The organism is Yoonia vestfoldensis SKA53 (assembly GCF_000152785.1).
GTDB lineage: Bacteria > Pseudomonadota > Alphaproteobacteria > Rhodobacterales > Rhodobacteraceae > Yoonia > Yoonia vestfoldensis_A.
The window spans coordinates 2933842-2946339 of sequence record NZ_CH672414.1 but is presented as its reverse complement, the minus strand read 5'-3'; the positions used below and the strand labels follow the sequence as shown (position 1 = coordinate 2946339).

General features: G+C 62.2%; 12 protein-coding genes. 5 read left to right on the top strand and 7 right to left on the bottom strand.

The window, feature by feature from the left end; genetic code table 11:
• Window positions 1–64: 64 nt before the first annotated feature.
• The gene (locus tag SKA53_RS14375) at window positions 65–358 is read left to right on the top strand and encodes a hypothetical protein (RefSeq protein ID WP_007206903.1); all 294 of its coding nucleotides are present in this window, start codon (window positions 65–67) and stop codon (window positions 356–358) included.
• On the opposite strand, the gene SKA53_RS14370 is transcribed toward SKA53_RS14375, so the two are convergent.
• Both SKA53_RS14370 and SKA53_RS14365 read right to left on the bottom strand, forming a co-directional pair.
• Window positions 355–2847 carry a GcvT family protein gene (locus SKA53_RS14370; RefSeq protein WP_007206902.1) on the bottom strand — a complete coding sequence of 831 codons (2493 nt, stop codon included), beginning with the start codon at window positions 2845–2847 and terminating at the stop codon, window positions 355–357. The two genes, SKA53_RS14375 and SKA53_RS14370, sit on opposite strands and share 4 nt — an antisense overlap.
• A gap of 99 nt (window positions 2848–2946) precedes the next feature.
• Complete coding sequence (locus tag SKA53_RS14365) at window positions 2947–3933, bottom strand: 2-hydroxyacid dehydrogenase (protein WP_007206901.1); 987 nt, start codon at window positions 3931–3933, stop codon at window positions 2947–2949.
• Window positions 3934–4039: 106 nt separating this feature from the next.
• Here SKA53_RS14365 and SKA53_RS14360 point away from each other — a divergent pair, with 106 nt between their 5' ends.
• Together SKA53_RS14360 and SKA53_RS14355 are read left to right on the top strand one after the other, a co-directional pair.
• A complete protein-coding gene (locus SKA53_RS14360; RefSeq protein WP_040483014.1) occupies window positions 4040–4570 on the top strand; it encodes an SH3 domain-containing protein in 531 nt (176 codons plus the stop codon).
• Window positions 4571–4615: 45 nt separating this feature from the next.
• Window positions 4616–5524 carry a cation diffusion facilitator family transporter gene (locus tag SKA53_RS14355; protein WP_007206899.1) on the top strand — a complete coding sequence of 303 codons (909 nt, stop codon included), beginning with the start codon at window positions 4616–4618 and terminating at the stop codon, window positions 5522–5524.
• A gap of 72 nt (window positions 5525–5596) precedes the next feature.
• Here SKA53_RS14355 and SKA53_RS14350 read toward each other — a convergent pair whose 3' ends face one another.
• The 5 genes from SKA53_RS14350 to SKA53_RS14330 all read right to left on the bottom strand — a co-directional run bounded on the left by SKA53_RS14350 (window position 5597) and on the right by SKA53_RS14330 (window position 11260).
• Entirely contained in the window at window positions 5597–7618 is a 2022-nt protein-coding gene (locus SKA53_RS14350; protein WP_007206898.1) for a M3 family metallopeptidase, read from the bottom strand.
• Entirely contained in the window at window positions 7615–8682 is a 1068-nt protein-coding gene (locus SKA53_RS14345) for a HesA/MoeB/ThiF family protein (RefSeq protein WP_007206897.1), read from the bottom strand. The genes SKA53_RS14350 and SKA53_RS14345 overlap by 4 nt, the downstream gene beginning before the upstream one ends.
• Window positions 8679–9125 (bottom strand): dUTP diphosphatase, encoded by a 447-nt coding sequence (dut, locus tag SKA53_RS14340; protein WP_007206896.1) that lies wholly within the window; start codon window positions 9123–9125, stop codon window positions 8679–8681. Before dut ends, SKA53_RS14345 begins: the two co-directional genes overlap by 4 nt.
• On the bottom strand, window positions 9122–10315 hold the full coding sequence (gene coaBC, locus SKA53_RS14335) for a bifunctional phosphopantothenoylcysteine decarboxylase/phosphopantothenate--cysteine ligase CoaBC (RefSeq protein WP_007206895.1): 1194 nt from the start codon (window positions 10313–10315) through the stop codon (window positions 9122–9124). Before coaBC ends, dut begins: the two co-directional genes overlap by 4 nt.
• A 66-nt stretch (window positions 10316–10381) precedes the next feature.
• Window positions 10382–11260 (bottom strand): RNA polymerase factor sigma-32, encoded by an 879-nt coding sequence (locus SKA53_RS14330; protein WP_081440142.1) that lies wholly within the window; start codon window positions 11258–11260, stop codon window positions 10382–10384.
• A 90-nt stretch (window positions 11261–11350) separates the two neighbouring features.
• On the opposite strand from SKA53_RS14330, the gene cobU reads away from it, so the two are divergent.
• On the top strand, window positions 11351–11866 hold the full coding sequence (gene cobU, locus SKA53_RS14325; protein WP_007206893.1) for a bifunctional adenosylcobinamide kinase/adenosylcobinamide-phosphate guanylyltransferase: 516 nt from the start codon (window positions 11351–11353) through the stop codon (window positions 11864–11866).
• Window positions 11863–12441, top strand: coding sequence for a histidine phosphatase family protein (locus SKA53_RS14320; RefSeq protein ID WP_007206892.1), 579 nt, complete (start codon window positions 11863–11865; stop codon window positions 12439–12441). The genes cobU and SKA53_RS14320 overlap by 4 nt, the downstream gene beginning before the upstream one ends.
• Window positions 12442–12498: the final 57 nt, after the last annotated feature.

Here is a 12498-nt window from a genome sequence, read left to right as displayed (position 1 = left end):
TTTTTTGCACAAGGCGCAGCATCGCGCCCTTACAAAGCGTAAAGCGCCGATATAACTGCACTCGATGCAGCGCAAAGACCACCATATCAAGGCCAGATTCGACCGGCAGTATCGCAAGATCGCGCTCCGCGTCCCGGGGATGAAGCGATTGGGTCAGCCGGGCTGGATGGTCTTTCGCGTCGTATTCGGCCTTTTGTTCGTGATCGCTGGCCTGCTGGCCGTTTTGCCGGTCCTGGGCCTGTGGATGATCCCTGTCGGGCTGCTGTTGCTGGCCATCGACCTGCCTATCCTGCAAGGCCCCGTCTCGCGTCTTTTGATACGGGGCCGCAGGTGGATCGCGCTGCGGCGCAGGCGCTAGCCGTCGATACGGATCTTGGCATTCTGCGGGTCATAGGGGCTGTCTTCGACAATCTCGGCAGGCCACAATTGGTCCAGCATCTTGACCTGTAGCTTGGTGCCGACAACCGCCATTTCGGGTTTGACATAGCCCATGCCGATGGATTTGCCGAAAGCCACCGAATAGCCGCCCGAGGTCAGACGCCCGACACGGGTGTCGCCGTGATACAATGCCTCGCGGCCCCATGGGTCAGCATCGCTTGGCCCGTCGATCAGCAAGGTGACGCATTTGCTGCGGATACCCTTTTCCAGCAGCGCGTCTTTGCCGTGGAAATCTTTGGACAGGTCCACGAAACGCGGCAGATCAGCCTCGAGCGGGGTGGCATCGCGGCCCAGTTCATTGCCAAAGGCGCGGTACGATTTTTCCTGCCGCAGCCAGTTTTGCGCCCGCGCGCCGACCAGTTTCATGCCATGTGGCGCGCCTGCCTTTTCCAGCAGATCGAACAGATAATTCTGCATCTCGATCGGGTGGTGCAATTCCCAGCCAAGCTCGCCGGTATAGGCGACGCGGATCGCATTCACCGGACACATGCCCAGTTCGATCCTTTGTGCGGACAGCCATGGGAAACGCTTGTTCGACAGGGCGGTGGCGGGGTCTGCATCCTTGATCACCGCGGCCAGCACATCACGGGATTTCGGGCCAGCAATGGCGAAAACGCCCCATTGTGTCGTCACGTCTTGGGCGTTGATGCGGCCAAATTCGGCTTCTTTGTCTTCAATCGCCTTGAGCAGGTAATCCTGATCATAGGCGGTCCATGCGCCCGCAGAAACGAGGTAATAATCATTCTCGGCGTTACGCACGATGGTATATTCGGTGCGCGTCGTGCCGTGCGCGGTCAGCGCATAGGTCAGGTTGATCCGGCCAATGCGCGGCAATTTGTTGGTTGTGAACCAGTCCAGAAATGCCGTGGCACCGGCACCCGTGATCCGGTGCTTGGTAAAGGCGGTCGCGTCGATCAGGCCGACACCTTCGCGGATCGCCTTGGCCTCTTCCACCGCATATTGCCACCAGCCACCACGCCGGAAGGACCGCGCGTCATGGTCGTTGAAACCAGCAGGGGCATAGTAATTGGGCCGTTCCCAGCCGTTCACAAAGCCGAATTGCGCGCCGCGCGCGGATTGGCGGTCATAGGCGGGCGATGTGCGCAGCGGGCGGCAGGCGGGGCGTTCTTCGTCCGGATGGTGCAGGATATAGACGTGGTCGTAACATTCTTCGTTCTTGCGCGCGGCAAATTCGGTGGTCATCCAATTGCCGTACCGCTTGGGGTCAAGCGATGCCATGTCGATCTCGGCCTCGCCATGCACCATCATCTGCGCAAGGTAATAGCCGGTGCCGCCAGCGGCGGTGATCCCAAAGGAAAACCCTTCGGCCAGCCACATGTTGCGCAATCCGGGTGCCGGACCAACGAGCGGGTTGCCATCGGGGGTGTAACAGATCGGCCCGTTGAAATCGTCCTTCAGGCCAGAGTTTTCGCAAGACGGAATCCGGTGGATCATCGCCATATATTGGTCTTCGATCCGCTCCAGATCCAGCGGGAACAGATCGGCGCGGAAACTGTCAGGCACGCCATATTCGAACACAGCGGGCGCGTTCTTTTCATAGACGCCCAAAATCCAGCCGCCACGTTCTTCGCGCACATAGGATTGCGCATCCGCGTCGCGGACCACGGGATGTTCGACATTGCCTTCGGCACGGAACTGCACCAGCGCGGGGTCTTGGTCCATCACGATGAACTGGTGTTCAACGGGGATCGCGGGGATCTTGATGCCAAGCTTTTTCGCAGTCGTTTGGGCATGGTTGCCGCTGGCGGTGACGACATGTTCGGCGGTGATGGTGATCTGTTCGTCAGACGGCACCAGGTTGCCGCCCTTTTCCACCATCTTGGTGCAGGTGACTTCCCAATGCGTGCCGTTCCAGTGGAACGCATCGGCCTGCCATTTGCGTTCAATCGCAACCCCGCGCTGGCGCGCGCCCTTGGCCATCGCCTGCGTCACATCGGCGGGGTTAATATAGCCGTCGGTGTGGTGATAAAGCGCGCCTTTCAGATCATCCGTGCGGATCAACGGCCATTTCGCCTTGATCTGGTCGGGCGTCATCCAGACATAAGGCACGTCGCATGTTTCGGCTGTTGATGCGTAAAGCATGAATTCATCCATGCGTTCTTGCGTCTGTGCCATGCGCAAATTGCCGACGACGGCGAAACCCGCGTTCAGGCCGGTTTCCGCCTCCAATGATTTATAGAAATCGACCGAATATTTGTGGATATGGGTCGTAGCAAAGGACATGTTGAACAAAGGCAACAGGCCCGCAGCGTGCCAAGTGGACCCCGACGTCAATTCATCGCGTTCCAGCAGCATGACATCATCCCAGCCCGCCTTGGCCAGATGATAAGCAATCGAGGTGCCGACAGCGCCGCCGCCCACAACCAATGCTTTGACTTGCGTTTTCATGCTGCGATTCCCCATTGCCACTTTTGCGCTAAGTTGCGCGAAATGCGCCCGCGCTGACAGAACCAGCCGACCGCTTTACGCACAAATACGACAAAGGGGTCAGAGCATGGACGGAACCACCAGATCGGGCGGGCGATGCCCATCGGCAAAGGTCTTGATGTTGAGGATGACTTTCTCGCCCATCTCGACCCGGCCTTCGAGCGTGGCAGACCCCATATGCGGCAAAAGGATCGCGTTGGGCAGTTCTTTCAGACGCGGATTGATCAGATGCCCGCGTTCGAACACATCCAGCCCCGCCCCCGCGATTTCGCCCGCGCACAGCATCCGCGTCAGGGCGTTTTCGTCGATCACCTCGCCGCGCGATGTGTTCACGATCACAGCGTTCGGCTTCATCAGCTTCAGCCGCCGCGCGTTCATCAGATGAAAGGTCGATGGCGTATGCGGGCAGTTGATCGACAAGATGTCCATGCGCGCGACCATCTGGTCAAGGCTTTCCCAATAGGTCGCATCCAGCGTCTCTTCCACCTCGGGGCGCAGGCGGCGGCGGTTGTGGTAATGGACTTGTAAACCAAAGGCGGCAGCGCGTTTTGCGACCGCCTGCCCGATCCGCCCCATGCCGAGAATCCCCAGACGCCGCCCCTTGATCCGGCCCCCCATCATCGCGGTGGGGGTCCAACCCTGCCATGTATCCGATTGCGCAAGCTTGATCCCCTCGCCCATGCGGCGGGTAACGCCAAGGATCAGCGCCATCACCATATCGGCAGTGTCATCAGTCATCACGCCCGGCGTGTTAGAAACATGGATGCCCCGCTGGCGTGCGGTGGCCACATCGACATGGTCCACGCCCGCCCCGTAATTGGCGATCAGCTTGAGCTTGTCGCCGGCCCGCGCCAGGATTTTCGCGTCGATCTGGTCGGTGATCGTCGGCACCAGCACATCGGCGGATTGCATCGCATCGACCAGTTCGTCCGGCGTCATCGGCGCGTCATTGTCGCGCAATTGCACGTCGAACAATTCCTTCAGCCGGGTTTCCACCTGCTGCGGCAATTGTCGCGTGACAACAACAGTAAGATGCTTTCCTGGCATGGTGCGTCCCTCTTGGCTTTTCAAATCCGGTCTTGCGTGGCAGGTTGCGCGAAAGGGACGCGCAGCACAAGAACAGCGCGCCCGAAACGGGCATAAAAGGCAGAAAATGAACAGTTTCGTTCGGTGGTCCCGCGTGATGCGCATGGCCCTTTGCGCCATGGTGCTGGCCAGTGCCGCAGCGGTTGCACAAGAGGCCAGCGACGGCCCCGCGATCGGGCCTGAAACCAACCTGCCGGTGCCACGTTTCGTGTCGTTGAACGCGGCAGAGGCGAATGTGCGCCGCGGCCCGTCGCTGTCACACCGGATCGACTGGGTGTTCAAGCGCCGCAACATGCCGCTGCAACTGGTCGCGGAATATGGCCAATGGCGGCGTGTCATCGACCATGACGGTCAGGGCGGGTGGATTCACTATACTTTGCTGTCAGGCGCACGCACTGTGCTGGTCACTGAAACCCCGACCCCCCTGCGCACGCTGCCCGACCCTGCGGCACCTGAAAACGCCATCCTGGAACAAGGCGTGATCGGACGGCTGGGCCAGTGTGAACCCGACTGGTGCCAGCTGAACGCGGGCGGCTATCGCGGCTGGGTGCCGAAATCGGATATCTGGGGCGTCACGCTCGAAGAATTGCGCGACTGAGCGCTGCGCATTGCCAGCGGCACCATGATTGCCTAAGCACCGCGCATGAGCGCGCCACATGACACCCGCCTGAACCTGTCCGCCGGGCTTTTGTCCGTGACGGTTGCGGCTGTGCTGGTCGCAGCCAAGCTTTGGGCGTTGGCGGAAACCGGATCGCTGGCGGTGGCCGCGACCTTGGCGGATAGCGCGCTCGACCTGATGATGTCGCTGGGCGGTCTGGCCGCTATCGCCTATGCCGCAAAACCCGCCGATGACGACCATAATTTTGGCCATACCTCGGCCGAAGATCTGGCAGCACTGGGCCAGTCTTTGTTCATTCTTGTGTCGGCTGGCGTGATCGCAGTGGCGGCGGTGCTGCGCCTTCTGGACGACACCACCGCCATGCCGAAATCTGAAGGACTTGGCATCGGCGTCATGGTGTTTTCGATCATCGTGACGCTGGGACTGGTGAGCTGGCAGCGCCATGTCGCGCGGCGCACCGGCAACAAGGTCGTGCTGGCCGACAGCCTGCATTACATGGGTGATCTGATCCCCAATATCGGGGCGATTGTCGCGCTCTGGGCTGCGGCGCGGTTCGGGCTGCACGAGATCGACAGCGTCGTGGCGTTGGGGGCTGCGGCCTTTCTGGCGGTTGGCGCGTTGCGTATCGGCAAAGGGGCATGGGATGCGTTGATGGACCGGCAGGCTGATCCCGCGATGATTGCAGGTATCCGGCAGATCGTCGAAGGTTGCGACGGTGTGCGCGGGCATCACGACCTGAAGACGCGGGTCGCAGGCAGCCGCGTTTTTGTGAACCTGCATATCGAGCTGGATGGCGCACAAACGCTGGATCAGGCGCATGCGATTGGTGCAGCCCTGCGCCGGTCAATTATAGCAGCCTACCCCAGCGCCGATGTGCTGATCCACAAAGACCCTGTCGGCGTGGAACGCCACCCCGATGATACACGCCCCTAAGGGTGCAGGGGGCGCTGCCCCCGCCCCGGACCTGGTCCGGGGCCCCCCGGGATATTTGGGCTCGGAAGATGGTCAGGCGGCCAGACCGCGCCCTTTGAGCAAGGCATCCACCCCCGGCATCCGGCCACGAAAGGCAGTATAAAGATCGGCAGCATCCACCGATCCGCCGGACGACAGCACGGTTTTTTCCAGCTTGGCGGCGGTAGCAGCGTCGAACGGATCGCCTGCTTCCTCGAAGGCTGCGAAAGCGTCGGCGTCCATCACCTCGGACCACATATAGCTGTAATAGCCGCTGGAATAGCCGTCACCGGCAAAGACATGCGCGAAATGCGGGGTCGCGTGGCGCATGCCGATGGCTCGCGGCATCCCGATGTGAGCAAGGATTTCCGCCTGTCGTTGCATCGGATCGGCGGGGGCCGGCCCGTCGTGGAACCCCAGATCGACCAGCGCCGAGGCGACATATTCGACGGTCTGAAAGCCCATATCATAGGTCGTGGCCCGCAGCAGTCGTTGCAGCAGGGCGTCTGGCATTGCAGCACCGGTATCGGCATGGGTCGCGAATTCGGACAGCACGGTGGGGACGCTGAGCCAATGTTCATAAAGCTGGCTGGGCAGTTCCACGAAATCGCGCGCGACGGATGTGCCGCTGATGCTTTCGTAGGTGACATCCGACAGCATCTGGTGCAGCGCATGGCCGAATTCATGAAACAGCGTCCGCGCGTCGTCAAAGGACAAAAGCGCGGGTTTGCCCGCCTCGGGTTTGGCGAAATTGCACACGTTGATGACATGCGGGCGGGTATCGCCGCCCAGCCGTTTTTGCGACCGCATCGCCGAACACCACGCACCCGAGCGTTTTGATCCGCGCGCGAAATAATCGCCGATAAAAACCGCGACATGCGCGCCATTGCGCGTCACCTCCCAGATCCGCACATCCGCGTGGTAGACGGGGCCGTCGATGGGGGTGAAATCCAGCCCGAACAGCCTGTTGGCACAGGCAAAGGCCGCGGCGATCATCCGGTCGAGTTGCAGGTAGGGTTTGATTTCCGCTTCATCCAGATCATGCAGCGCGCGGCGGCGTTTTTCGGAATAATAGCGCCAGTCCCAGGGTTCCAACGGGCCTGCATGCCCATCGGCAAGCAGCATCTGTTCCAGCAATGCCGCATCGGCCTCGGCGGCGGCTTTGGCGGGGTCCCAGACCTGCATCAGCAGATCGCGCACCGCGGCAGGATTGCCCGCCATTTCGGTTTCCAGTTTGAAATCGGCAAAACTGTCATAGCCCAAAAGCGCCGCACGTTCCTGCCGCAGCGCCAGCGTTTCGGCGGCAATCGCGCGGTTGTCGGTGGCCCCGCCATTGGCCCCGCGCGCGCCCCAAGCCCGATACGCCTTTTGCCGCAGATCGCGCCGGTCAGAGAATTGCAGGAACGGCACGATCAGCGAACGCGACAGGGTCACGACAGGACCGTCCATGCCTTTTTCGGCCCCTGCGGCGCGGGCTGTCGCCAGAACGAAATCGGGCAGCCCGCCCAGATCATCCGGCCCCAGCGGCATCACCCAGTCGCGTTCGTCAGCCAGCAGGTTCTGCACGAATTGCGTGCCCAGCACCGACAGCCGCGATTTGACAGCGCGCAGGCGGGCGGCGGCGTCCCCGTCCAGCAACGCGCCCGCGCGCAAAAAGCCACGCCGCGTCAGCATCAGGACGCGCTGTTGTTCGGCGGTCAGCCCGATCGTGTCGCGGCTGGCCCAGAGCGCCTCGATCCGCGCGAACAGCGCCTTGTTTTCCGAAATCTCGGAGGAATAGGCGCTGAGCAAGGGCGCGAAATCGCGCTGCAACGCTTCGCGCGCGGGGTTACTGTCAGCGCCTGCAAGGCTATAGAACGCACCCAGCACGCGGTTCAGCGTGGCATCGGCCTGTTCCAACGCCGCGATGGTATTGGCGAAATCGGGCAGCGCGGGATCATCTGCAATGGCCGCGATATTGGTGCGGGACAGGGCCAAAGCCGCATCCACCGCGGGCGCGAAATCATCATCCGAGATCATGCCAAAAGGCGGCAGGCCAAACGGCGTGTCCCAGTCGGTCAGCAGCGGGTTGGTCATGGCGAAACTCCTGTCGATGATGTCAAAACCTTGCCAGCGCAGACTGGACAATCGGGCTGCGGCTTGATCGCGATGGTCCGGGTCTGGGCATAAAGCGCGTCATAGATCAGCAGCCGCCCGGCCAGCCCGTCACCTGCCTGCGTGATCTGTTTGATCGCCTCGACCGCCATCATCGCGCCGATCACGCCGGGCAGCGGACCCAGCACGCCCGCCTCGGCGCAGGAAGGGACCAGCGCGGGATCAGGCGCTTGGGGGAAGACACAGGCATAGCAAGGGGTGCCATGGGCGGGGTCATAAAGGCTGATCTGCCCTTCCCATTGCGTCAGGGCGGCGGCGATCAGCGGGATGCCTTGGGCCACGGCGGTTGCGTTGACCAGATAGCGGGTCGTGAAATTGTCGCTGCCATCCAGCACCAGATCGTATTCGGCGCAAAGCTCGGCCGCGATCTGGGCCGTCAGCCGCCGGTGATAGGGCCGCACGGTCACAAACGGGTTCTGCGCCACCATCGCGGCGGCGGCGGAATGGACCTTGGGCATGCCGATATTCTTGTCGGTATGGATCACCTGCCGCTGCAAGTTCGCATTCTCGACCGTATCATCGTCGATCACCCCTATGGTGCCGACACCAGCGGCGGCCAGATATTGCAAGGCTGGCGCACCCAGCCCGCCTGCCCCAACGACCAGCACGCGCGCATCGCGCAACGCCTTTTGCCCCGGCCCGCCGATTTCGCGCAGCACGATATGGCGGGCATAGCGGTTCAGCTCTGTATCAGAAAAGCTGCCTGCGCGCACCACAGGGGCTGCAACGGGTGTGACCCGCGCGCGCAACCGCGCAAGGCCCCGCCGATAGGCTGCGACGATAAACCCGAACGCGATCAGCAAGCCCCACAGCCGTGCATCGCCCCCTGTCGCCAGGCGTAACGGATGGCCCGCAGGCAGGACCACATGCAGCATCATCACGCTGACCAGCAGGATACCCAGCATCGTCCAGCGCGCGTGATAGGGCGCTTTCATCACCGTGCCGATCCCCCACAGGGCGGCCGCCATTGCGCCCACCATAATCATGTGCCGGTAGACCCGAAACCGCCTGCGCCACGCAGGCTTTCTGACAGGGTATCGACCAGCACGAACTGCGCCTGCACCACGGGGGCCACGACCATCTGCGCGATCCGCATGCCATGGGTGATCTGGACCGCTTCGGTGCCGTGGTTCACCACGATCACCCCCACCGGCCCGCGATAATCGCTGTCGATCGTGCCGGGCGCATTCAGCAGGGTCAGCCCCTGTTTCAGTGCCAGACCAGAGCGTGGCCTGATCTGCGCCTCATAGCCTTGGGGGATCTGCATCCGCAGCCCCGTGGGGATCAAGGCGCGCGCGCCGGGGGACAGGTCAACCACCCCCTTGTCGGGCAGATTGGCGCGCAGATCGGCACCCGCCGCCCCGGCCGTTTCATAGCGGGGCAGGCCAAACGATTGGTCTGCACCGGCGTCCCAGACCACATTAATCATGCGATCACCTGCGCGATGCGTTGGGCCAGTTGGGCGGCGACGGCGTCTTTGGTCATGCGCGGCCAGCTTTCGGCACCCTGATCGGTGATCAGGGTCACGGCGTTTTCGGTGCCACCCATGATGCCTGTTGCGGGCGAGACATCATTGGCCACGATCCAGTCGCAGCCTTTGCGCAGGCGTTTGGCGGTGGCATTGGCGATCACATCATCGGTTTCAGCGGCAAAGCCCACGACCAAGGGCGGCCGGCCTGCGCCCATCTGCGATACCGTCGCCAGAATGTCGGGGTTTTCGGCAAATGCCAGATGCGGCAGGCCGGCTGCATCTTTCTTGATCTTGCTTTGGCCTGCGTTGGCGACACGCCAATCCGCGACGGCGGCGGCGAAAACGGCGGCATCGGCGGGTCTGGCTGCCTGCACCGCAGCCAGCATCTGGGCGGCGGTTTGCACGCGCACCACATGCACGCCCTCAGGCGGCGGCACATCGGCCGGGCCGGTTACGAATGTCACATCCGCGCCAAGCCCCGCCAGCGCACGGGCAATCGCCGTGCCTTGCGCGCCGGACGAGCGGTTGGCGATATAGCGCACAGGATCAATCGGTTCATGGGTGGGGCCGGATGTGACAAGGATATGTTTGCCCTGCAACGGCCCATCGGCCAGCGCAGCGCTGATTGCGGCGATAATCTGCGGCACTTCAGCCATGCGCCCGGGGCCAAATTCGCCGCAGGCCATCACGCCGTCATCCGGGCCTGCCACCAGCACGCCGTCGCCGCGCAGGATCGCCAGATTGCGCTGGGTCGCGGGGTGGTTCCACATTCGCACATTCATCGCAGGCACAATCAACACGCGCTTGTCCGTCGCCAAAAGCAGGGTCGAGGCCAGATCATTTGCCAATCCCGCCGCCATTTTCGCCATCAGATCGGCGGTGGCAGGGGCCACGACAACCAGATCGGCGGCGCGGGACAATTCGATATGGCCCATTTCGGCCTCGTCCGTCAGGTCGAACAGGTCTTGATAGACCTTGGACGCGGCCAGTGCCGACAGGCTGAGTGGGGTGACAAATTCCGCGCCCGCCTTGGTCAGCACAGGCGTCACATGCGCGCCCTGATCGCGCAGGCGGCGCACCAGGTCCAAAGATTTAAAGGCGGCAATACCACCGCCCACGATCAGCAGAATATGTCGCCCCGCCAGCATTGTCGTTCTCCGGTCAATTCCAGTCGGACCTTAGGGCGGAACCGACCGGAAAGACAATGTGGCGTATCAGGCGAAGAACGATTGCACTTCGGTGCTTTGCGCCTCGAGGCTTTTGCGCATCTTGCCAAAGGCCGCAGCCTCCAGCTGACGGACGCGTTCCTTTGACAGACCAAGTTCCGACCCAAGGCTTTCCAGCGTGCGCGGATCGTCACGCAATTTGCGTTCGCGCACGATGAATTGTTCGCGGTCGTTCAGCGCGGTCAGCGCAGTGACCAGCCACTGGCGCAACGTGTCGGTGTCATGCGAATTTTCGACCTTTTCGGCGGCCTGCGGTGCGTCATCTTCCAGCGCGTCGATCCATTCGCGCCCTTCATCTTCCATCGACTGTGTTGCGTTCAGCGAAAAATCGGACCCCGACAGGCGGCCATCCATCATCTGCACGTCATGCAGCGGCACACCCACCTCGATCGCGATCTTTTCGTGCAATTCATGGGTTTCCAGATGCAGCCCTTCGGCCGCAGCCTCGCGTTCCAGACGGGCCTGCACGCGGCGCATGTTGAAGAACAGCGATTTCTGCGACGATGTTGACCCTGTGCGCACCATGGACCAGTTGCGCATGACGTAATCCTGAATAGACGCCTTGATCCACCAGACCGCATAGGTCGAAAACCGCACGCCACGGTCGGGGTCGAATTTGTCTGCGGCTTTCATCAGGCCGACCGACGCTTCTTGGATCAAATCATTCATCGGCGCGCCATAGCGTTTGAATTTCGACGCCATGGAAATCGCCAGCCGCATATAGGCGGTGATCAGACGGTGCAGCGCTTCTTCGTCGCGCTGGTCGCGCCAGGCATAGGCAAGGCGCAATTCTGTTTCAGCATCGAGCAATTCGGCGCGCATCGCGGTGCGTGACAGTGTTTGATCGGAAAAACCACTAACGGCCATTATTCTTCCCCCAGTTTGTCGAGCTATGGATTAACTTTTCTTTATGTCCTTGTTACGAGAGCATTCTGAAAACGGATCACTTGAATATTCATGTCACCATTGCCAAACCTCACACTTGTCCTAGGCGGCGCGGCCTCTGGCAAATCCAGCTATGCTGAAGGGTTGATCGTCAACAGCGGTCTGGAAAAGCTGTATATCGCCACGGCACAGGTGTTTGACGATGAAATGGCGGCCAAAGTCGCCCGCCACCGCGATCTGCGCGGCACCGGCTGGACCACGGTTGAGGAACCGCTGGACCCCGGCGCCATCTTGTCGCAGCACAGACCCGACAGCGCGGTACTGGTGGATTGCGCCACGCTGTGGCTGACCAATGTGATGCTGGCCGACCAAGACGTGCCGGCCGCCTGCGCCGCTTTCGTGCAGGCCATGGCGGATTGCGCGGCCCCTGTGGTTGTCGTGTCAAACGAGGTCGGACAGGGGATTGTTCCCGACAATGCGCTGGCACGGCGGTTCCGCAATGCGCAGGGCGCGCTTAATCAGGCAATCGCGGGTCAGGCCGACCGCGTGGTCGTGGTGATGGCGGGCCTGCCGCTGGTTTTGAAATGACGCAGCTCTGGTGGGTGCGGCATGCACCGACGCATGAAAAATCCTTTGTCGGCTGGCGCGATGTGCCTGCCGACCTGTCCGATACCGCAATGATCGGGCGCGTGGCGGACCATCTGCCCGCGGGTGCGGTGATCGTGGCTTCTGACCTGCAGCGCGCATCAACCACGGCGGATGCCATTGGCGGGGCGCGCCACCGCCTGCCCGATATGCCCGCCCTGCGCGAGATGGATTTCGGCATCTGGGACGGGATGGATTGGCGCGACGTCGCCGCGCGTGACCCTGACCTGAGCCGCCGGTTCTGGGAACAGCCCGGCGATCTGCGCGCGCCGGATGGCGAAAGCTGGAACGACGTCAGCGCCCGTGTCGCCCGCGCGGTGGATGATCTGACCCTGCGTTTCGCAGGCCGCGATATCGTGCTGGTCGCGCATATGGGCGTCATCATGACCCAGATCCAGCGCGCCTCCGGCAGCACGGCCTATCAGGCGCTGGGGCATCAGATCGACAATCTGTCGGTGACGCGGATGGCGCGCAACGGCGCAGGCTGGACCTTGGGCGCGGTCAATCATTTGCCGTGATGGGGCGGATCACGCAATGTCGCTTTGCCGCGCCAGTATTGGCGGCTATTCATTGCG